This window comes from Baumannia cicadellinicola str. Hc (Homalodisca coagulata) (assembly GCF_000013185.1).
GTDB lineage: Bacteria > Pseudomonadota > Gammaproteobacteria > Enterobacterales > Enterobacteriaceae > Baumannia > Baumannia cicadellinicola_E.
In genome coordinates, this window is the sequence record NC_007984.1 from 198,236 (window position 1) to 220,951 (window position 22,716).

Here is a 22,716-nt window from a genome sequence, read left to right on the forward strand (position 1 = left end):
ACCAACATATCATCTATCTCACTAACAAAGCTCCTTTACTACTACACTCTTCCTGAGTGACCAAAACCTCTTTCTCCGCGCTTACTTTTCTGGAAGTTATCAACAATATTAAAGTATACTTGTACAATCTGCACAAAAACTATCTGAGCTATGCGCTCATTAGGTTGAATAGTAAATATTTCTTTTCCACGGTTCCATAATGACACCATTATAGAACCTTGATAATCTGAATCAATTAGACCGACTAAATTGCCTAGTACAATACCATGATGTCCTAATCCGGAACGAGGGATAATGATCCCTGCTAGACCGGTATCGGCAATATGTACAGCTAACCCAGTGGAAATAAGATTAGTTTCTCCTGGTTCTAGAGATATAGTATTATCAATACAAGCGCGTAAATCTATTCCAGCAGATCCAGGGGTTGCATACTTTGGTAACTTAAAACAATCGCCAATGCGGCTATCTAGTATTTTAATGTCTATTTTTTTCATCATAACAACTGATAATTTGGTCTATTAGTTTTTGAGCTAGGACTTTTTTATCGCTTCGTGCTAACATTAGTTCACCATCTTGCCAAAACAAATGTAAAGCACTTTTATTGCTATTTAAGTCCTTATTATAGTATGAAACATCGTTAGCGCAAATTAGATCTATGTTTTTTTTGATACGCTTTTGCCGGGCATATTCTTCTACCTTATTTGTTTCAGCAGCAAATCCTACAACGTAAGGTCGGTTTTTCGTTAGAGCACCAACTCCTGCAATAATATCAGGATTTTTCGTTAAAGCTATCATAATCTTATCACTATGTTTTTTAATTTTGTTCGGCGAAAAACGGTAGGCACGGTAGTCAGCAACTGCTGCACAACCAATAAAAATATGTTGTAGCTGTACACTATGCATTACCGCATCCTGCATTTCTAATGCACTAGTTACATTGATACGCTTTACACCTGGTGGTGTATTAGCATTTACAGGACCAGCAATTAAGGTAACTTGCGCTCCTCTAGCAGCTGCAGCATAAGCAATAGCAAAGCCCATTTTGCCTGAACTATAATTACTAATAAAACGAACTGGATCTAATTCTTCACGGGTAGGACCAGCAGTAATCATTATCTTCAAATGAGTTAGGGAGTAAGATGTTAGAAAATAGCTACGCACTTGTTCGACTAGTACCAAAGGATCTAACATTCGGCCTAATCCTATATCACCACAGGCTTGGCTACCATTATCTGGCCCCCAAAGCAGGATTCCCCTCTTACGTAATGTAGTTAAATTAGCTTGCGTAGCTGCTGCAAGGTACATATGCTGGTTCATTGCTGGTACAGCAGCAATAGTAGCTGGAGTTGCTAGACAAATAGCACTAAGTAAGTCATTAGCAAAACCGGCTGCTAAACGTGCAAGTAAGTCAGCAGTAGCTGGAGCTAATATGACAAAATCAGCCCATTTTGCTAGTTGAATGTGCTTCATAGCCGCTTGATATGATTGATCTAACATCTCATTAGCAACATAGTTACTAGATACTACCTGTAGACTTAATGGCGTGATAAAAGCTTTGGCGGCTGAAGTCATTACCACGCGTACTTCAGCTCCCAATTCACGTAAACGGCGTACTATTTCAGGTGCTTTATAAGCTGCAATACCTCCTCCTATGCCAAGGATAATTTTTTTACTGGTTAGTTCTGTCATGTAGCATATCTAAATTAATTATGTTCGCGACATACTACTTACTAAGTAATTCAACTGAAATCACTGTTTCACAGAAACAGCAGTTCCAGCTTCCAAGCAAGAAGGAAGTACATAAGGTACTATCTGTCAGGAAGTTACAGGTAGTAGAAGAGATAAGCTTCATAGTTTCGTTTCTCGAATGAGATTATAATCTAATATATCTAATATTGGTCGGCGAGAGAGGATTTGAACCTCTGACTTACTGGTCCCAAACCAGTCGCGCTACCAAGCTGCGCCACTCGCCGATTAAATATACAGCGTAACTATATTACGTTGAATGATGCAGGTTATGTGGTGTGTTGAGCCATAAATAACCTGCACTAAGACCTCTCTTATGGTACGAAGAGAGGGAATTGAACCCTCACGTCTATGATAAGACACTAACACCTGAAGCTAGCGCGTCTACCAATTCCGCCATCCTCGCAATTATAAAATGATAATATAATTGGGGTGACTGATGGGACTTGAACCCACGACAACTGGAACCACAATCCAGGGCTCTACCAACTGAGCTACAATCACCAATAACTATTAAGTTATGGTCCGCCCGACAGGATTCGAACCTGAGGCCTCTGCCTTCGGAGGGCAGCACTCTATCCATACTGAGCTACGGGCGTCCAATATTACTACTATTTGGATGTTGATCCTAATAGTTTACCAGATTACTGTCTAGTGCGATTTTAAAATAAATAATCTTTTTAAGATTGTCACTGCATAGTAACATATAGATAATCAATTACTAGTCAGTAATCAACCGTTAACAGTTAACGATTGTACATAATTATTCTAATATATTTATGTTATATAGAACAACTATCCTACTATTAAATAACAATTAATTATTACAACATAGATATTTTATCTTCTTAATAACGTTTCATCATATCAAAAAATTCATCGTTAGTTTTAGTCATTGCTAACTTATTCATCAAGAATTCCATTGCATCTATTTCACACATTGGATGGATAATTTTACGTAAAATCCACATTTTCTGTAGTTCTTCCTGAGTAGTAAGCAATTCTTCTTTCCGTGTACCAGACCGGTTATAGTCGATAGCCGGGAATACACGTTTTTCTGCAATTTTACGTGATAAATGTAATTCCATATTACCCGTACCTTTAAATTCTTCGTAAATCACTTCGTCCATTTTTGAACCGGTATCAATTAATGCGGTAGCTATAATAGTTAAACTACCACCCTCTTCTATATTGCGAGCAGCCCCAAAAAATCGTTTAGGACGATGCAAAGCGTTAGCATCTACACCACCCGTTAATACCTTACCTGAGGCAGGTACTACCGTATTATATGCCCGAGCCAAACGAGTAATAGAATCTAATAATATCATTACATCTTTTTTATGCTCTACGAGACGCTTTGCTTTCTCGATAACCATTTCTGCGACTTGCACATGTCGCGCTGCCGGTTCATCAAATGTTGAAGCAATAACTTCACCTTTCACGAGACGCTGCATTTCTGTAACTTCTTCTGGGCGTTCATCAATTAATAAAACTATTAGCACACAATTAGGATAATTATAGGTAATACTTTGTGCAATATTTTGCATAAGCATTGTTTTACCAGCTTTTGGCGGAGCTACTATCAGACCACGTTGACCACACCCAATAGGCGATGCTAAATCTAGCACGCGAGCGGTTAAATCTTCTGTCGAACCGTTTCCACGTTCCATACGCAAACGTAAATTAGCATGCAACGGAGTCAAATTTTCGAATAAAATTTTATTACGGGCATTTTCCGGTTTATCGTAATTAACCTCATTAACTTTTAATAGTGCGAAGTATCGTTCACCTTCTTTTGGTGGACGAATTTTACCAGAAATAGTATCACCTGTACGTAAGTTAAAACGGCGAATTTGACTGGGAGAAACATATATATCATCTGGGCCGGCTAAGTAGGAACTATCACTAGAACGTAGAAAGCCAAATCCATCTTGCAGTATTTCGAGTACGCCATCGCCAAAAATATCTTCTCCACTTTTAGCGTGTTGCTTTAGTGTGGCGAAGATGATGTCTTGTTTTCGCATGCGTGCTATGTTTTCTAGTCCCATCTTTTCGCCGATTATTATTAACTCCGAAACTGGCGTATTTTTTAATTCGGTCAGGTTCATAATGGTGGGTTCTTAACCTAGAGGTATATTTCGCTAGAACTATGGATGGTGATATTATGGTATATTAGTGTCAATCTTCTTTCTATATACCATTTATATATTAGCGTTAAGGAATTCTATTAATTGTCCTTTAGATAACGCACCTACTTTAGTTGCTACTACTTCGCCATTACGAAACAACAAAAGACTGGGTATACTACGAACATTATACTTCTGTGCTATAGCAGGATTTTCGTCAATATTCAATTTAACAATAGTAACTTTTCCGTTGAATTCATTAGCTATTTCTGCTAAAATTGGCGTAATACTTTTACAGGGAGCGCACCATTCTGCCCAGAAGTCAACTAGAAATAATCCCTCGTTCTGTAATACTTGTTGAGTAAAGTTTTCTTGACTTATATTAATGATTTTGTCTTTCATTTTAGCTCCTGAAGATAACATCAAGAATTATTAAATCAATGACTGATAATAAATGCAATAGCTAATTGTAATTAGCTGACGAAATGAGCATATTTTACTTTTCAATATTACATTAACTATATACTAATCTTCGTTGTCTGTGTATTCTTCTATCACATCCATTTGTGGCTTACCACCAGATAAAGTATGAAAACGTTTAGGACGACGGGTATGTGCTATATACTTCAACCATACTTTTTCGTGATCATTAGATGGTAGACGTTCACCATGACATACAGCAATAAATTGATGTTCATCATCGGTAATAGGCTTACGTTTGCCACAATCTAGATCATTATAGGCTTGACCAAAACGTTCAAGTAATTGTGCTTCGCGAATAGTGAAATGACCATGTCGGGAGAAACCACGAGGATAATGTTTATAATCGAAATAACGATTAGTAGATAAAAAACTATCTGCCATATTACGTATTCCTATTGTTGATTTTATGTTGTTTCTTAAGTAAGAAGAGTGTGAGTAAGGTATTAACTATACTAAAATATTTTTAAGTAAAATGAACACATATTTTAGTAAATAATTTTATCAAAAACTATTTGAGTAGTTAGCTACTACTATATCTTAAAAAAAGATCTAATGATCTTCATCAGCGTATGTTAGCTGACGACCTTTCAGTCTTTTAATAGTTAAAAACATTAGTGATCATAGATACAATACGGTGAATTGTTTAATATCTAATATGTACATAGATAAAAAATAGTATACATATACTAACAAATATATTTTAATTAAAATTAATGATTACGCCCGACACTCTAAAAAAATTATTTCCTTTAAGTGACGCAAAAAAACAATTAGTGATCGAATCGCGTAAAATAATTACTGATATAATTCATGGTAGTAATCCACGTTTACTCGTAGTTTGTGGTCCATGTTCTATCCACGATAAAAATGCCGCCATAGATTATGCCCAAAGGTTACAAACGATATCCTGGGAATTAAAAGATAAAATATATCTTGTGATGCGCGTATATCTTGAAAAACCTCGTACTACTTTTGGCTGGAAAGGTCTTATTAGCGATCCGTATATGGATGGATCTTGTGATGTTGAAGCTGGAATGCAAATTGCTCGGAGTTTATTAGTCGAACTAATAAGTATAGGGATACCGCTAGCTACGGAAGCACTTAATCCTCATGGTCCCCAATACCTTGGCGATTTATTTAGTTGGGTTGCTATTGGCGCACGTACTACAGAATCACAAATTCACCGCGAGATGGCCTCAGGCTTATCGATGCCTGTAGGTTTTAAAAATAGTACTTACGGTATTTTAACTACTGCTATTAATGCAATTACAGTAGCTAAGCGATCACACCGTTTTATTGGGATTAATCAGGCTGGTCAGGTAACGTTATTGCAGACTAGTGGTAATCTAGACGGTCATCTTATATTACGGGGTGGTAACAAGCCAAATTACTACCCACATGATATCAAAAATTGTACAGATCAGATGATTTCTGCAGGTTTATCACCTAGACTTATAATAGATTGTAGTCATGGTAATTCTAATCATGATTATCGCCGTCAGGTTGATGTTGTACAATCTGTAATAGCACAGATTAAAGCGGGCAATAATTCCATTCGAGGCATCATTTTAGAAAGTAATATTTATTCAGGAAATCAGTCTGCGGAACTACCAAAAAGCAAAATGCGTTATGGGGTATCAGTAACGGATTCTTGCATTAATTGGAATACGACGCAACATATGTTACGTCGACTACATAGTGAACTATAATTACTACCGCTAACATAATAAATAATAGATATTATTATCTTTTGTAAATAAAATAACAATAGCATTGTTATTCTCTCTTTATGAATAAGGTTAACTGACTAGCTGCTATTTATTCGTAACTGTTGGTAAGCCCTTTCCATATGCTTGCGTGCTTGGTATGTAGCATTATTATTCGGAAAATTACTGAGCATATGCTTAACCCGTGTTACTACAGCTACATATGCTCCTACTTTAGAATAAAATTCTATTACTGTTAGTTCATAATTAGCTAGTCTGTTTTGGAGATAAATCAAAATTTTCTTCGCATCTATCGCATAGATACTATGTGGATAATTATTAATTAGTTGCTGAAAAGATATAACAGCAGCACGAGCATGTTTTGGATCACGTTCGAAATGATTGAAACCGAATAAAAAGTATTTAGATAATGCTTGTTCATCCAGCTTCATCTCAATTAGACCACATATGTAGAGAACATAATCAGTATTGGAATGGTTAGCGTTCGTACGTAGAAAACGATCTATCAAATTTTGTGCCTTTTGCATGTTGGATAACTTATAGTAGGCATATATTAAATCTAGTTGTAACTGTTGCGTATTAGGACCGAACATATAGTAGTTATCTAGTGCTTCTAGTTGTTTAATTGCTTGTTTATAGTAACCTTGCTGTAATTTTTGCCGCGCCGAAGCATAAGTCTCTGCGGGGAGATGATCTAAAAAAACATTTTGGTTACTGGAACAATTCACAAGGACCAATAAACTTAGTAGTATTACTATAATTTTTAGCTTTAGCATTTTCTAGAATAGGTATTGCGGTATATTACCGCGTAATAATAACTATATTAATGGAAACTATTTGCTCGTAACAACCGAAATAAAGAGAGCTTTTAAATATGGCACCACAATACCTAAATATTACAGAACAAGTTCCTCATATACTATTTCCACAGCGCTTAGATCAAGCTATAGCTAAATTATTAGCGGATTATTCACGCTCACAAATTAAAGGCTGGATATTAGAGGGAAAAGTCAAAGTAAATGATCAGGTAACTATTCTTCCGAATAAAAAAATACTAGGTGGAGAAATAATTAAAATATCGGTAATGATAGAAAGAGAACATGAACAGTACTGGAAAGCGCAGAATATTGCTTTAAATATTGTTTATGAGGATGATGATATAATAGTAATTAATAAACCACGAGATATGGTGGTACACTCAGGTGCTGGGAATCTCGACGGCACCATACTAAATGCCTTGCTGTATTATTACCCAGCTATTGCTAATGTACCACGCGCAGGCATCGTTCATAGGTTAGACAAAAATACTACAGGTTTAATGATAGTAGGTAAAACACTATCGGCACAAACTAAGTTAGTAGAATTATTACGCACACGGAGTATCATTCGTGAATACGAAGCGATAACTATTGGTATTATTAATAACGATGGTACTGTTGAACAGCCAATTGCTCGCCATGCTACTAAGCGAACTCATATGACAGTAAATCCTCTAGGTAAACCAGCTATTACACATTACAGTATTATAGAGCGTTTTCGTGCTCATACTCGACTACGGCTGAGATTAGAAACAGGTCGTACCCATCAGATTCGCGTACATATGGCCTATATGAATCACCATTTAGTTGGCGATCAATTGTATCGTAGTAGTCAGCAAAATCATCACAGTAATATAGAAGTGTTACGTCGGTTTAATCGCCAAGCATTACATGCAACTACATTACGATTACACCATCCAATTACAGCAAGAGAAATGGAGTTGCATGCAGCACTACCGCAAGATATGGTCGAATTAGTTAATGCACTTCAAGAGGATAGGAAAAATTTTCTTTAATCTCAATTGAAGATTGGTATTCTAACTTGTTGTTCGTGCTATAGCTTTCATCTTATTGAATTTTGCCTAAATAACCTTATATACTTTCTATATAGCCATATAGGCCATATAGATAGACTACAATTTATGGAAGAAATTATGCGTCTAGATCGTTTTACAAATCAATTTCAACAAGTTCTCATAGATGCTCAGTCATTGGCTCTTAGGTACGCTAATCAGTTCATAGAGCCATTACACGTTATGGTTATTTTACTTCAGCAAGAAGGTAGCTCAGTATACCAATTACTACAGTATGCTGGTGTTAACACTGCGAGATTAAGTTTAGCAGTTGAACAGGCTTGTAAGCAATTGCCCCATCAGCAAATTAACAGTAACAACGGTAACTTACCACCTTCCCAGTATTTAGTAAGTGTATTAAATATGTGTGAAACGCTTGCAAACAAACGTTCTGAAAAATTAATTTCATCTGAATTATTTATTCTGGCATCAATTAATTCGCGAGGACGCTTAGCAGAACTACTACAAGCTGCTGGTGCTACAACAATATTAATTGAACAAGCAATAGATTACCTACGGGAAAGTAAAAAAGTAGATAATCTAGATACGGAAAATCAGTGTCAAAAAGCCCTCAAGCAATTTACTATTAATCTCACAGAGCTTGCAGAACAGGGAAAGTTAGATCCAGTTATTGGTCGTGATGAAGAAATCCGCCGTACCATCCAAGTATTGCAACGACGCACGAAAAATAACCCAGTACTTATTGGCGAACCAGGAGTAGGTAAAACTGCTATAGTAGAAGGGCTTGCTCAGCGCATCGTGAACGGTGAAGTTCCTGAAGGACTGAAAAATAATCGGGTACTGTCATTAGATATGGGAGCACTAGTAGCTGGTTCTAAGTACCGAGGTGAATTTGAAGAACGATTAAAAGCTGTACTTAATGAACTATCAAAATTAGAAGGTAATATCATTTTGTTCATTGATGAATTACATACTATGGTCGGCGCGGGTAAGGCAGACGGTGCAATGGATGCAGGTAATATGCTGAAGCCAGCACTTTCACGTGGTGAACTACATTGTGTTGGTGCTACAACTCTAAATGAATACCGTACATTTATTGAGAAGGATGCTGCACTAGAAAGGCGTTTTCAGAAAGTATTTATAGTTGAGCCTAGTGTTGAAGATACTATTGCTATCTTACGGGGTCTTAAGGAGCGATATGAGCTACATCATCACGTACAGATTACTGATCCAGCTATAGTTGCAGCGGCAATGTTATCTAACCGTTATATCGCCGATAGGCAATTACCTGACAAAGCTATTGATTTAATCGATGAGGCTGCTTCTAGTATCCGTATGCAAATTGACTCTAAACCAGAAGAACTAGATCGCCTAGAACGACGCATGATTCAATTAAAGCTAGAACAACAGGCACTACAGAAAGAACTAGATGATGCTAGCCTAAAACGTCTCAAGATACTTAATAAAGAGCTAGCGCAAAAAGAACATGCTTATGCTAAACTAGAGAAAGAATGGCAAGCGGAGAAAGTTTCTTTATCTGGTGCGCAAAAAATTAAATCAGAGTTAGAACAAACGAAAATTTACCTCGAGCAAGCACGTCGTATCGGCGATCTAGCCAGAATGTCGGAACTACAATATGGCAAAATTCCTGAGTTAGAAAAAAAACTTGCAGTAGTTTTGCAATCAGAAGGTAAAAATATGCGCTTGTTACGTAACCGCGTAACAGAGATGGAAATCACTGAGGTATTAGCGCGATGGACTGGTATCCCAGTATCACGCATGCTAGAAAGCGAGCGCACAAAAATTTTACGGATAGAACAATATTTACATCAAAGAGTAGTAGGTCAAAATGAAGCAGTAGAAGCAGTTTCTAATGCTATTAGACGTAGTAGAGCTGGTATTGCAGACCCTAATAGACCAATTGGTTCTTTTATGTTTCTAGGACCTACTGGAGTAGGAAAAACTGAACTATGTAAAGCTTTAGCCGCTTTTGTTTTTGATAGTGATACTGCCATCGTACGTATAGATATGTCAGAGTTTATGGAACGACATTCAGTATCGCGGATGGTAGGGGCTCCTCCAGGATATATTGGCTACGAAGAAGGTGGATCGCTTACTGAGGCTGTGCGCCGTAGACCTTACTCAGTTATTCTACTAGATGAAATAGAGAAAGCTCATATTGATATTTTCAATCTCTTACTTCAATTGTTAGAAGATGGTAGGTTAACTGATGGCCATGGCAGGACGGTTAATTTCCGTAATACCATAGTTATTATGACATCTAACTTAGGATCTGATGTAATTAATGAACGTTTTCATCAAATTAATTACCATGATATGAAAAATATCGTTGTTGATGTTGTTTGCCATCATTTTCGCCCGGAATTTATTAATAGAATAGATGAAATTGTCGTTTTTCATCCACTAGGCCATGAAGATATGCTGAAAATAGCACAGATACAACTACAGCGTCTGTCAAAACGTTTAGAGGAACAGGGAATATCAATTACTATAAGCGATCAAGTACTGACTTTATTAGTTAAAACTGGTTTTGATTTTATTTATGGCGCTCGGCCTCTAAAGCGTGCTATACAACAGAAAATAGAAAATCCATTGTCACAACAAATATTATCTGGGAGTTTACTACCAGGTAAAAAAATTAAAATTGATGTAAATAATGATAATATTATTGTAATTGATTATGATTAGCTGCTAATACGCTCTTTAATACGCGCAGCCTTACCGGTACGTTTACGTAGGTAATATAATTTTGCCTTACGGACAAAACCACACCTTTTTACGGTAATGCTCTCTATTATCGGAGAGTGCATTTGGAATACACGCTCAACACCTTCGCCATTTGATATTTTACGCACTGTAAATGCGGAATGTAAACCTCGGTTACGGATAGCTATAATCATACCCTCGAATGATTGTAGACGTTTTTTACTACCTTCAACTACCCAAACCTTTACTTCTACCGAGTCACCTGGGCGGAAAGCTGGCAAATTTTTCATTTGCTCGTGTTCTATATGTTGAATTAGATTAAACATAGTTAATGTTATCCTTCTATACTTGACTTTCAATTAAATTGTTATATTCATACTGAAATTCTTTCAGTAATCTTACTTGCTCATGAGTAAGATATAGATTATTTAGTAATTCAGGTCTTCTAAGCCAAGTACGGCCTAAAGATTGTTTCAAGCGCCAGCGTCTAATATTAGCATGATGCCCAGATAGTAGAACAGGTGGAACCTTTATACCGTATAACACCTCCGGACGTGTATAGTGCGGACAATCTAGTAATCCTTGAGCAAATGAGTCTTCGACCGCCGAAGACTCATGACTTAATGCTCCGGGAATTAATCTAGTCATCGAATCTATTAGTATCATGGCAGCTAATTCTCCGCCACTAAGAACATAATCACCTATTGACCACTCTTCATCAATCTCAGTAGTAATTAAACGTTCATCAATACCTTTATAGCGACCGCAGATAAGAATTAACTTCTTATTAGCGGCTAATTCATATACACCTTGTTGATCTAACTTTCGTCCCTGAGGAGAAAGATAAATTACTTTTACTCCTGTTTCAGTATGATTTTTAGCTTCATGAATCGCATCACGTAAAGGTTGCATCATTAATAACATTCCCGGTCCACCGCCATAAGGACGATCATCCACTGTTTGGTGCCGATTGTGAGAAAAGGCACGTGGATTCCAGCAATGTACTTGTAGTAAGCCCTTTTTTACCGCACGTCCGGTTACTCCATAATCCATAACTGCACGGAACATGTCCGGAAATATACTGATTAATCCAATCCACATTAGATCTATCTTTGATATTCAGGGTTAAAATTCTGGGTCCCAGTCTACTTTAATTATGTGAGTTGCGAGATCAACATTTTTAATTACTTGACCATATATAAATGGGATTAAAAGCTCATTGATTTTAGTAGAATGTTGTTGATTTGCTTGAACAACCATCACATCATTTGAGCCAGTCTCGATTAAGTCAATAACTTTACCAAGTTGATAACTGTTTATTGTTTCTACTTGACAACCTATCAGATCTTTCCAGTAGTAATCACCATCGGATAGAGTTGGTAACTGCGAAGCATCAACTATAATATTACAATTAGCAAAGAGCTGTGCGGCTTCCCTATTTTCAATGCTATTAATTTTAATTATTAACTTATTATGATAATTATATTTCCATTCATCTAGTATAACATCAAGCCATGTATTTAACTTTTTAATAAACCATGGCTGATACTCAAAAATACTTGCTGCATTTTGCGTAAATGAAATAATGTTTAGCCAACCGCTTATGCCATAAGCGGAGCTTATGGTACCTAAAACCACAGGATTAACCGGCACTAGAGTACTGAGATTTGTTTTTCGCGCTTTTGATAAGTGCATATAAACGTTCTGACATTTTGGCACCATGATTAATCCAATATAATATTCTATCCATATTTAAACGTAAATCTACTGCTTGCCCAGTAGCTAGTGGATTAAAAAAACCCACACGTTCAATGAAGCGCCCGTCTCTTGCCTGATGGTTATCAGTTACTATAATTTGATAAAATGGACGTTTTTTAGCTCCACCACGTGCTAAACGAATTCTGACCATAGTAAGAATATCCTTTGCTTAACAAGGAAATTAGTATAACTCATAACTATTTTATATACCTTATTTATGAGTAAAAAGCAATTAATTCATTTAACACTAGAAAAATCTGTGTGGTATGATTTTCTTTAAACTACGCATTATTCCATCTTTTTGTATTTTATTCATAATACGCTGCATTTCGGTAAACTGTTTTAACATACGGTTCACATCCTGCACCTGCATTCCTGATCCAGCAGCAATCCTACGCTTACGTGAACCTTTAATAATTTCAGGGTTAACACGTTCTTGAGCTGTCATTGAATAAATAATTGCCTCCATATGTACCAGTAATTTATCATTCTGCATTTGTAACTTAACTGAATCTGGTAGTTTATTAATCCCGGGTAATTGATTCATCATACCGGTTATACCACCAATTTTACGTATCTGCTTCATTTGATGAAGAAAATCGGTCAGATCAAAGCTATTACCTTGTTTAATTTTTTTTGTAAGTTTTTGAGCTTGGGTATAATCTACATTACGTTCGATCTGTTCAATCAGAGATAATGTATCACCCATGCCTAGGATGCGATTAGCTAATCGATCAGGGTAAAAAGGTTCTAAAGCATCTATTTTTTCTCCTACACCAAGAAATTTAATAGGTTTGCCCGTTATATAACTGATAGAAAGTGCCGCACCACAGCGTGAAGTACCATCTACTTTAGTAAGGATTATTCCAGTTAGTGGTAACATACTATTAAAAGATTTAGCTACTTTAGCAGCATCCTGTCCGGTCATAGCGTCTACTACGAATATAGTTTCTACTGGTTTTATCGCTATATGAATATTAATAATTTCATTCATCATAAAATTATTGGTATGTAGACGACCAGCGGTGTCTACTAGCAATACATCATAAAAATGTTGCTTTGCGTATGTTAGTGCTAGATGAACAATATTAAGCGGTTTCTGAACGATTTCGGATGGAAAAAAATCAATATTGATATTTTTTGTTAAGGTTTCTAATTGATTAATTGCTGATGGTCGGTAAACATCAGTAGATACTACGAGTATTTTTTTGCGTTGTCTTTCCCCTAAATATTTTCCTAGCTTGACCACGCTCGTGGTTTTACCAACACCTTGCTGACCAACTATTAATACTACTACCGGCGGTGGTGCAGCTAAATTCAGCGTATCATTTTGTCCTCCCATCGTATTTATTAGCTCCCAACGGATAATTTTAATAAATTCTTGCCCAGGAGTGAGGCTTTTATTAACTTTCTGACTTAATGCACTTTCTTTTACACGACTAATAAATTCCTGTATGACAGGTAATGCTACATCTGCTTCTAATAACGCCATGCGTACTTCACGTAAAGTGTCTTTGATGTTTACTTCCGTTATTCGTCCTTGATCGCTAATATTACGCAAGGAAAATGATAATTTCTCAGATAAATATTCAAACATGCTGATTTAAAAGACCTAAACAATTAATAACAGTTATATACTATATTTTAAATATAGTATAGTTAACTATGATAGTTATCATATTATGTCTTTTGCTATATTATATCTATTAGAATCTAGTTGTATATTTTGCACAAAAAATCAGTGATCTTGTTATGTTAAGTAATAGGGAAGCTACTAGCTTAGTAAAATCATCAGTATTAGACTGCTACCTAATAATTTTATTAGTTAGTACTATATCTAAAATAATACATTCAATTAGCATTATAGGTGTAATTTAGCTAGGAACTTTATAGGTACTTTATTGTTGGTGGCTATTGATATGAGCTAAAAAATCATCAAAGCTTAGTATATCTAATGCTTCTAGTTCTAACTGACGATGCCAAGATCTTATCTGTTCTTTATCGAACGTTAATTCATTGAACATTTCCAATGGTTCTTCAAGTAATATCTGAAAATACTGGTTTGCTAAAGTTAATCCTAGACCACGAATACCATATTTTTTCATTTCTTTTAAGATACGAGCCGATAAAGTTAACTCAGGTTGGTCAATACACGCTCTTAGCTTGTGGCAGACTTGCTGATACTGAATATTGCCATTATGGCTATCAAGAGTTTCGGCTAATGCTTGCATCGCACTAAATAGTTCTTTGCCTATAGTAGCCAGAGGTTTTTTACTGCTACCACCGTCAACAATTAGCGTCAGCCCTGGCTTACGTCCTTCCAAAATAACTTTAGTCCAATTAAGGCGAGTATAAAGTAACTCCCTAGTGCTCATTTTTGGTGCTGGAGCTAAGGTGCACCAAATTAAAAATAAATCTAAAAATCTTACTTGCTCCTCATCAATACCTACTGGTGAAAAGGGATTAATATCTAGCGCCCTAACTTCTATATACTCAATACCCCTTCTTAGTAGGGCATCTAAAGGTGATTCTTCATTCTTCGTTATCCGTTTAGGACGGATTGGTGCATATAACTCATTTTCACTTTGTAATATATTCGTATTTAGTTGTAGATAACTACCATTTTTTTTCAATCCTATTCGTTGGTAATCCGCATATGGAGTACGTATCGCATGCTTTAACCTAAATACATACTCCTTGAGGCTATTGAAGGTAATATCTAGCTGACTTTGAGATTTATTCGCATAGCCTAAATCACTCATACGTAGTGAAGTAGCATAAGGTAAATAAAGAAAACCAGATGATGCCTTTATAAAAGGTAAGTCTGTATCTCTATTTTTCATAAAAGATTGACAAACACCAGGTGAAGCGCCAAAAATATATGGAATAATCCAACCGAAACGATAATAATTACGGATAAGTCCTAAATATCCAGCTGATATAATATCTTTATTGCTATTCATATCACTAACTCCAGCATATACCTGCCAGAATGTTAGAGGTAAGGAAAAATTATAATGAACTCCAGATATAATCTGCATCATAGCACTGTAACGGTTTTTAAGTCCTTTACGGTATAAAGTTTTCATGCGTCCCATATTAGATGGACCATATTGGGCTAGTTTAATCTGTTGTTGACTATCAATAAAACAAGGCATACTCATTGGCCACATCCATTCATTACACAGATGACGTGCAACGTGGCGATGAATATCACGTAATAACGTGAGCATGTGATCAATATCCTGAGCAACTGGTGTTATAAATTCAAGTAATGTTTCAGCAAAATCAGTAGTAATCCACTTATGGGTTAATGCGGCACCAAGCTTTTTAGGATGAGGTGTCTGTGCTAAATGTCCTTGAGTATTAATCCTTAGTGTTTCACGTTCTACTCCTCGATAAATGCCTTGTAAGGCTTGAGGATTAGCTTTCAGCCAAAAAAGTGTATCTGATGATACGTCAGGTATCAAACTGACCTCCTATAGAATGAGCAGTTAGTATTTAGTAAAACAATTAATTCTGCTTAGTAGCAGAGTGAGCAGTAGTAGTATTATTCGTACAAGGCTAGGGCACACAACATCTACATCAAGATGACATATGAAACTTTACTTGCTAAGCAAAGTAAAAGAAAACATAACGAATGGTGCATCCGGAAGGATTCGAACCTCCGACCACTCGGTTCGTAGCCGAGTACTCTATCCAGCTGAGCTACGGATGCATTTTAGTGACGGTGAGGGAGGGATTCGAACCCTCGATACAGCTTTTTACTATATACTCCCTTAGCAGGGGAGCGCCTTCAGCCTCTCGGCCACCTCACCTACGAACTTTTAGTTTAAGCTAATTGGTACCACGTGGCGCACATATTACTTTCTCAGTTTCAGAAGTCAAATTCTTTTTTATTTTTTATCATTTACATTATACTGATCAATAAAATGGTAGAATATCAAAATCAACGTCATTAATTAAGAATTAATTATTCTATAGCGGTTATGCGTTGGCAAAGTAAAGAACATAATTAGCAAATAGACTGTTGCGATTTCTCAAATTGAATACGATGGTATATTTCTTCACGGTGTACTGACACTTCTTTAGGAGCACTAACACCGATACGAACCTGGTTGCCCTTGATGCCTAAAATAGTCACAGTTACCTCATCACCAATCATGAGGGTTTCACCAACTCTACGAGTCAGAATAAGCATTCTCTCTTTGCTCCTTGAAATATAAAAAGAGTAGGTTTTCTTGTTTTCCTGCTTAGATCATAAGCTATACTACTTTAATAAAGATTAGCTATGCATATAATATACAGTGTGCTAAACATATACTGCTTGCTTTCTCTATCCTCTTTAGGCTCATTTTAGTAATGAGGGATAGCTTAGATAATTAATTCATCTCTTGTGACTCTGTGAATTTTACAGCTACTATTTTTTCTATATAGTAAAGAACTGTAGATAGTTCGTTAGTCGTAATACTGCCGGCATAAGCAATTTTTTTGCTCCCTCCACCTCTACCTCCAAACTTTTGGATTAAGGTCCTAATAATATCACTAGCCTGAATACGATTAGTTAAGTCATCTGTTACTCCAGCAATTAGATTTACTTTTCCATCAACTAAATTTATATTAGCTAGTATTATTACCACCGAACCTAGCTGATGCTTTATTTCATCTACTATATGACGCATTATTTTAGGTTCTATATTTTCTAATTTACTAACTAATACCTGCGTGCCATGCATTTTGCTTATTTTGCGGCTTAATACTGCTATTTCTTGTGCTACCTGCTTACTCTTAAGCTGCTGGTATTTTGATTCTAACTGCTTAATATGATTTTGTAACCCACGTACCTTCTCTACTAAGTTACTACCATCATTTTTGAATAGTTGTGATATTTGTTGCACTAAATTGCTTTGTTGATGTAAATTTTTCAGCGCAAATTCACCGGTAATAGCTTCAATACGGCGTATTCCAAGAGCAATACCTGATTCCGATGAAATCCAGAATAAGCCAATATCACCGGTACGACTAGCATGAGTCCCGCAGCATAGCTCAGTAGAGAAGTCCCCTATGCTTAATACTCGTACTTGGGACGACTCATATTGATGATCTAATACTGATATTGCACCTTGATTTTGTGCAGCTTCCAACGTCATCATGTCTGTTTTAATGATTAGATTACGGCGTATCTGTTGGTTTATTATTTTTTCTACTTCATGTATTTGTTCTACTTGCATAGCTTGATGATGGGAAAAGTCGAAGCGTAAATACTGGTCATGGACAAGAGATCCTCGTTGTACTACATGTTTACCTAGTAATTGACGTAATGCCGATTGTAACAAATGGGTAGCCGAGTGATTTACGCTAATACGATCGCGGCGCAATTGATTAACCTTAGCTGTTACCTGATCCCCTATTCTTAATTCTCCATAGTTAAGCATGCCTAAATGACCTAAAGCATTCCCATATTTTTTGGTATCAATTACTTCAAAGATACCATTTGCGGCAGTAATTTTACCGCTATCACCAATTTGACCGCCAGATTCTCCATAAAATGGAGTATAATCTAATATTACTATCGCCTTTTCACTATGATAGATCACTTCTACCGATTGATCATTAAGGTACAATGCCGTTACCTTGCCTTGGGACTTCAAATGCTTATAACCTAAGAAGCGAGTATATTGGTTTATACTAAGCATGCTATTATATTTGTAACTAAATCTACTTGCTTCTCGTGCGCGATTACGCTGTACCTCCATGGCGCTTTTAAAACCATTTTCATCTACTTTAATATTACGCTCACGACATATATCAGTAGTCAGATATATTGGTAAACCATAAGTGTCGTAGAGACTAAATGCTGTTTCACCATCCAATGTATCGCCTGTGAGTTTAGTAAGTACCTGTTCTAACATGAATAATCCACGCTCTAAAGTTTGAGAGAATTGTTCTTCTTCAGTGCGTAATACTTGTTCTACCATATTTTGCTGTTGTTTTAATTGATCGGCTGTACTACCCATAACTTCAATTAGTGGGGCAACTAACTTATAAAAAAATGCATCTCTAGCGCCTAACATGTAACCATGGCGAATAGCGCGACGTATGATATGGCGTAAGACATAACCACGTCCATCTTGAGATGGTACTACTCCATCGCTGACTAAGAAAGCGCACGAACGAATATGATCGGCAATTACTTGTAGAGAACTAGTATTAGTTGCCTTTGTTACATCAGCTACAGCTTTAATGAGCTGACTGAATATATCAATATCGTAGTTAGAGTTTACATGTTGTAGTACTGCTGCAATACGTTCTAGACCCATGCCCGTATCTACCGAAGGTTTCTGCAAAGGTATTAGGGTACCATCCATCTGTCGATTAAATTGTATGAAAACTAGGTTCCAAATCTCGATATAGCGATCGCCATATTCTCCTTGGCTACCAGGTGGAGCACCAAACAGATGATTACCATGATCAAAAAAAATTTCTGAACAGGGACCACAGGGTCCAATATCACCCATTTGCCAGAAATTATCTGAAGCGTAAGCTTTGCCTTTGTTATCGCCGATACGGACGATACGCTCACGTGGTATGTTGATTTGCTTAGCCCATATATTATATGTTTCGTCATCAGTAGCATATACTGTTACCCATAGTTTATCTTTCGGTAGATTAAACCATTGTCCTCCAGTTAATAATTCCCATGCTAATTGGATAGCTTCGCATTTAAAATACGCACCAAAGCTAAAGTTACCTAGCATTTCAAAAAATGTATGATGACGTGCTGTATAACCAACTTTTTCCAGATCATTATGCTTACCACCAGCTCTTATGCAGCGCTGCGCAGTAGTAGCACTTTGGTATAACCGCTTATCTAAACCCAAGAAAACATCTTTAAACTGATTCATACCAGCATTCGTAAATAGTAAAGTCGGATCGTTATGAGATACTAGCGAGCTACTTGCAACTATCTTATGTCCTTTCTGGTGAAAAAAATTGAGAAACTCTTGTCGAAGCTCAGCAGTACTATTATTACTCATAGTTATCTCGTCATTCATTATTAAAGTCAAAAATACAGATCAATTTTGTTTAGTACGAAGTAACATTATACACCGGATTTATTGATTAATATGATCGCCAATATTATCTCGAAAGTTGAAAGGAAAATATTAGTAATAGTCAATTGCTAGATATAGTTACCTATATCTAATAATTACTATATATAGGTAAAACAATACCTATAATTACTGTTTCTAATTTGATAAATTAAGATTACTCTATTATTCATTATTCATCAAAAGTTCCTTCATCATCTCTTACTAAACTATTGCTCTCGGTACGAGTAGTATTATGTAGTAGCATTTCACGTAGTTTCTTATCTAATTCGGCAGCTAGCTGTGGATGATATTTCAAGAAGTTACAGACGTTATTTTTTCCCTGTCCAATTTTATTACCATTATAGCTATACCAAGAGCCTGCTTTTTCGATCAAATTATTCTTCACACCAAGATCTACTAGTTCCCCGTGAATATTAATTCCTTTACCGTATGTGATCTGAAAGTCAGCTTGTTTAAATGGCGCAGCTACTTTGTTTTTTACTACTTTAACCCTAGTTTCGCTACCTACTACCACATCGCCTTCTTTAACTGAGCCTATACGGCGAATATCTAATCTAACCGAAGAATAAAATTTAAGTGCATTACCACCTGTAGTTGTTTCGGGATTACCAAACATGACACCAATCTTCATTCGAATTTGGTTAATAAATATTAGTAAAGTGTTAGCATTTTTAAGGTTACTAGTTAATTTACGCATAGCTTGGCTCATCATCCGTGCTGCTAATCCTATGTGAGAATCACCTATTTCACCTTCGATCTCAGCTTTAGGCGTGAGCGCAGCTACGGAGTCAACGATAATTACATCTACAGCTCCTGAACGGGTTAAAACGTCACATATTTCTAGCGCTTGTTCTCCTGTATCTGGCTGTGAACACAATAGATTATCGATATCTACCCCTAAATTTTTTGCGTAAATTGGATCTAAGGCATGTTCAGCATCTATAAAAGCGCAGATTTTACCTTCTTTTTGTGCAGTGGCTATAACCTGTAACGTTAGTGTTGTTTTTCCTGACGATTCTGGTCCGTATATTTCTACAATACGACCCATGGGTAAACCACCAGCTCCTAGTGCAATATCAAGTGATAAAGAACCAGTAGAAATAGTTTCTACATCCATTGATCGATCTTCTCCTAGACGCATGATGGAACCTGTCCCAAATTGCTTTTCAATTAGGCTTAATGCTGCTGCTAGCGCCTTTTGTTTATTCTCATCAATAGCCATTTTCACTCCTATCAAGCGATAGCATAGAACAACATCGCCACCATATTTTAAATGAGCTGACAATTTAGACTAATAGTGCTAAGTGCTAATTTTATTATACTGTATTTGTATCAAGCAGAACACTGAGGCGTTACTATTTAGCTGTACATAGATTAATTACTTATTTAAGTATGAACTATACGGTAAGAAGCAAAGGCGATTTATTACTTAAAGGGTAGCAAATTTACTGTAACTGCATGATTAGCACTAGTAGATAAAATTTAGTCTGATAGCATTCTTTATATGAAGAAATAATAATCCGATGTAAATGGTATCCTTGATATCAATAGAATTTAGTTATCAATATGCTTATCTGGTTGGTATAGGTATAACCAAAAGCAATGGCTAATAACATAAAATGCTTTAGTAGCATCAGATTAAATCGTTTAGCATGACTACCAACGGTAGCATTATACGCCTTTAGTTAACGTTTATTGAGGAATAATCATGAAAAACATCAATCAGGTACTAGTATTAAGTTATATTTTTTTTATCTCAGCTTTTATCTCAGCAGAAACACTAGCTGCTGAGGAACTTGTAGCGCTGAAATCAGCTAACATTATTACCTTTGGTACGGAAGGAACTTACGCACCTTATACCTATCACGATAGTAATGATAAACTTGTAGGTTTTGATGTTGATCTTGGCTATGCAGTCGCAGCTCATTTAGGAATGAAAGCTAAATTTATAGAAGGACGTTGGGATGGATTAATAGCTGGTCTAGATAGTAAACGTTATGATGCAGTTATTAATCAAGTAGGTATTACACCAGAGCGAAAAGTAAAATACGATTTTTCCCAATCTTATATTGCCTCTAAAGTAGTCATAGTTACACGTAATGATAATACTACTATAAACAACTTCAATGATTTAAAAAATCAAAAGTCAGCTCAGAATCTGACTAGCCATTATTCCCAATTAGCTAGAAAATATGGTGCAGATATTGTGCCAACTGATAATTTTAATCAGTCTATAGAATTAGTGATAACAGGTAGAGCAGCAGTAACTCTAAATGACTATCTTTCATTCCTTGATTTTAAAAAACATAAACCAGATGCTAAAGTAAAAGTTGTTGCCTTAGAAGCAACACACTCGCCTTCTGGTATTATGCTACGTAAGGGCCAACCAGAATTAGTTGCTGCAATTAATCGAGCTCTAGATGATATTAAGGCGAATGGTACTTATAAGATAATATCTATCCGTTATTTTGGCCAGGATATCTCTCAATAAGTTTTTATTATAGAGGAATTTTACTTATGCCACCATGGCTACAATTAATACACGATTCTTTTTGGCGTTTATTTATAGCCGGGCTTTATTTTACGTTGCCTTTAGCATTATTATCTTTTTTTATTGGTCTCATATTAGGATTGTTAGTAACATTAATCCGTTTATATAGTTCACGATATCTGCAACTCATAGCTAATTTTTATGTATGGGTAATCAGGGGTACACCATTATTAGTGCAGCTATTTTTGATATTTTATGGTCTACCAAGTGCTGGAATTACGTTAGATGCGTTCCCAGCTGCGCTAATTGGTTTTACGTTGAATATAGGAGCGTACAGTTCAGAAATCATTCGTGGTGCGATTTTATCTGTTCCTCTAACGCAATGGGAAGCAGCATGGGCTATTGGTATGAATAGTACCCAAGCAATGATAAGGGTAATTTTACCACAGGCGATATTTGTTGCTTTACCACCACTAGCAAATTCTTTTATATCTTTAATTAAAGATACTTCGCTAGCGGCAGTAATTACTGTACCGGAGATCTTTTTAGCTGCTCAACGGATTGTTTCCGTAACTTATGAGCCTCTGATTTTATATATTGAGGCAGCTGCTATTTATTTGCTCTATAGCACAGTGCTTGGTAAATGGCAAACTAAACTGGAGAGCTATTTCCTGCGATATTAATTAAGGTT

20 protein-coding genes and 6 tRNA genes are annotated in these 22,716 nt (G+C 36.2%); 5 read left to right on the plus strand and 21 right to left on the minus strand.

From position 1 onward, the window contains the following. Window positions 1-41 precede the first annotated feature (41 nt). The 9 genes from dut to BCI_RS00940 all read right to left on the minus strand — a co-directional run bounded on the left by dut (window position 42) and on the right by BCI_RS00940 (window position 4,736). Window positions 42-497, minus strand: a complete 456-nt coding sequence (dut, locus tag BCI_RS00900; RefSeq protein ID WP_041574885.1) for a dUTP diphosphatase — start codon at window positions 495-497, stop codon at window positions 42-44. Then, entirely contained in the window at window positions 475-1,689 is a 1,215-nt protein-coding gene (gene coaBC / locus BCI_RS00905; protein ID WP_011520377.1) for a bifunctional phosphopantothenoylcysteine decarboxylase/phosphopantothenate--cysteine ligase CoaBC, read from the minus strand. Before coaBC ends, dut begins: the two co-directional genes overlap by 23 nt. Window positions 1,690-1,896: 207 nt before the next feature. Beyond that, a tRNA-Pro gene (locus BCI_RS00910) sits at window positions 1,897-1,973 on the minus strand. 90 nt (window positions 1,974-2,063) lie between these two features. Beyond that, a tRNA-Leu gene (locus BCI_RS00915) sits at window positions 2,064-2,152 on the minus strand. Window positions 2,153-2,174: 22 nt separating this feature from the next. Continuing rightward, window positions 2,175-2,250: transfer RNA gene (locus BCI_RS00920), tRNA-His, on the minus strand. Window positions 2,251-2,267: 17 nt separating this feature from the next. After that, window positions 2,268-2,345, minus strand: a tRNA-Arg gene (locus BCI_RS00925). 249 nt (window positions 2,346-2,594) lie between these two features. Continuing rightward, window positions 2,595-3,854, minus strand: coding sequence for a transcription termination factor Rho (rho, locus tag BCI_RS00930; protein WP_011520378.1), 1,260 nt, complete (start codon window positions 3,852-3,854; stop codon window positions 2,595-2,597). A gap of 93 nt (window positions 3,855-3,947) precedes the next feature. After that, the gene (trxA, locus tag BCI_RS00935) at window positions 3,948-4,274 is read right to left on the minus strand and encodes a thioredoxin TrxA (protein WP_011520379.1); all 327 of its coding nucleotides are present in this window, start codon (window positions 4,272-4,274) and stop codon (window positions 3,948-3,950) included. Between the two features lie 123 nt (window positions 4,275-4,397). Continuing rightward, window positions 4,398-4,736, minus strand: coding sequence for a DUF413 domain-containing protein (locus tag BCI_RS00940; protein ID WP_011520380.1), 339 nt, complete (start codon window positions 4,734-4,736; stop codon window positions 4,398-4,400). A gap of 332 nt (window positions 4,737-5,068) precedes the next feature. Here BCI_RS00940 and BCI_RS00945 point away from each other — a divergent pair, with 332 nt between their 5' ends. Continuing rightward, window positions 5,069-6,064 (plus strand): 3-deoxy-7-phosphoheptulonate synthase, encoded by a 996-nt coding sequence (locus BCI_RS00945; protein ID WP_011520381.1) that lies wholly within the window; start codon window positions 5,069-5,071, stop codon window positions 6,062-6,064. A gap of 98 nt (window positions 6,065-6,162) precedes the next feature. On the opposite strand, the gene bamD is transcribed toward BCI_RS00945, so the two are convergent. Further along, on the minus strand, window positions 6,163-6,858 hold the full coding sequence (bamD, locus tag BCI_RS00950) for an outer membrane protein assembly factor BamD (RefSeq protein ID WP_011520382.1): 696 nt from the start codon (window positions 6,856-6,858) through the stop codon (window positions 6,163-6,165). Window positions 6,859-6,956: 98 nt separating this feature from the next. Between bamD and rluD the strand changes: the two genes are divergently transcribed. After that, entirely contained in the window at window positions 6,957-7,916 is a 960-nt protein-coding gene (rluD, locus tag BCI_RS00955) for a 23S rRNA pseudouridine(1911/1915/1917) synthase RluD (RefSeq protein ID WP_011520383.1), read from the plus strand. Window positions 7,917-8,054: 138 nt separating this feature from the next. After that, window positions 8,055-10,643 carry an ATP-dependent chaperone ClpB gene (clpB, locus tag BCI_RS00960; protein WP_011520384.1) on the plus strand — a complete coding sequence of 863 codons (2,589 nt, stop codon included), beginning with the start codon at window positions 8,055-8,057 and terminating at the stop codon, window positions 10,641-10,643. Here the strand turns inward: clpB and rplS are convergent. From rplS to recA, 11 genes are all read right to left on the minus strand, one after another. Further along, entirely contained in the window at window positions 10,640-10,987 is a 348-nt protein-coding gene (rplS, locus tag BCI_RS00965) for a 50S ribosomal protein L19 (protein ID WP_011520385.1), read from the minus strand. The two genes, clpB and rplS, sit on opposite strands and share 4 nt — an antisense overlap. Window positions 10,988-11,003: 16 nt before the next feature. After that, on the minus strand, window positions 11,004-11,762 hold the full coding sequence (gene trmD / locus BCI_RS00970) for a tRNA (guanosine(37)-N1)-methyltransferase TrmD (RefSeq protein WP_011520386.1): 759 nt from the start codon (window positions 11,760-11,762) through the stop codon (window positions 11,004-11,006). Between the two features lie 24 nt (window positions 11,763-11,786). Then, window positions 11,787-12,356: a ribosome maturation factor RimM gene (gene rimM / locus BCI_RS00975; RefSeq protein WP_041574886.1), complete on the minus strand. Its 570-nt coding sequence runs from the start codon at window positions 12,354-12,356 to the stop codon at window positions 11,787-11,789. Next, on the minus strand, window positions 12,304-12,570 hold the full coding sequence (gene rpsP, locus BCI_RS00980) for a 30S ribosomal protein S16 (protein WP_011520388.1): 267 nt from the start codon (window positions 12,568-12,570) through the stop codon (window positions 12,304-12,306). Before rpsP ends, rimM begins: the two co-directional genes overlap by 53 nt. A gap of 96 nt (window positions 12,571-12,666) precedes the next feature. Next, window positions 12,667-14,016, minus strand: coding sequence for a signal recognition particle protein (ffh, locus tag BCI_RS00985; protein ID WP_011520389.1), 1,350 nt, complete (start codon window positions 14,014-14,016; stop codon window positions 12,667-12,669). Between the two features lie 301 nt (window positions 14,017-14,317). Beyond that, window positions 14,318-15,889 (minus strand): glutamate--cysteine ligase, encoded by a 1,572-nt coding sequence (gene gshA / locus BCI_RS00990; protein WP_011520391.1) that lies wholly within the window; start codon window positions 15,887-15,889, stop codon window positions 14,318-14,320. A gap of 171 nt (window positions 15,890-16,060) precedes the next feature. Continuing rightward, window positions 16,061-16,137 (minus strand) — tRNA-Arg (locus BCI_RS00995). Window positions 16,138-16,147: 10 nt separating this feature from the next. Beyond that, window positions 16,148-16,237, minus strand: a tRNA-Ser gene (locus BCI_RS01000). A 197-nt stretch (window positions 16,238-16,434) separates the two neighbouring features. Next, window positions 16,435-16,620 (minus strand): carbon storage regulator CsrA, encoded by a 186-nt coding sequence (csrA, locus tag BCI_RS01005; RefSeq protein ID WP_011520392.1) that lies wholly within the window; start codon window positions 16,618-16,620, stop codon window positions 16,435-16,437. A 181-nt stretch (window positions 16,621-16,801) separates the two neighbouring features. Beyond that, on the minus strand, window positions 16,802-19,456 hold the full coding sequence (gene alaS / locus BCI_RS01010; RefSeq protein ID WP_011520393.1) for an alanine--tRNA ligase: 2,655 nt from the start codon (window positions 19,454-19,456) through the stop codon (window positions 16,802-16,804). A gap of 247 nt (window positions 19,457-19,703) precedes the next feature. Continuing rightward, window positions 19,704-20,756 carry a recombinase RecA gene (gene recA / locus BCI_RS01015; protein ID WP_011520394.1) on the minus strand — a complete coding sequence of 351 codons (1,053 nt, stop codon included), beginning with the start codon at window positions 20,754-20,756 and terminating at the stop codon, window positions 19,704-19,706. Window positions 20,757-21,242: 486 nt separating this feature from the next. Here recA and BCI_RS01020 point away from each other — a divergent pair, with 486 nt between their 5' ends. Beyond that, window positions 21,243-22,025: an amino acid ABC transporter substrate-binding protein gene (locus BCI_RS01020; protein ID WP_011520395.1), complete on the plus strand. Its 783-nt coding sequence runs from the start codon at window positions 21,243-21,245 to the stop codon at window positions 22,023-22,025. Window positions 22,026-22,051: 26 nt separating this feature from the next. Next, a complete protein-coding gene (locus BCI_RS01025) occupies window positions 22,052-22,708 on the plus strand; it encodes an amino acid ABC transporter permease (protein ID WP_011520396.1) in 657 nt (218 codons plus the stop codon). Window positions 22,709-22,716 lie beyond the last annotated feature (8 nt).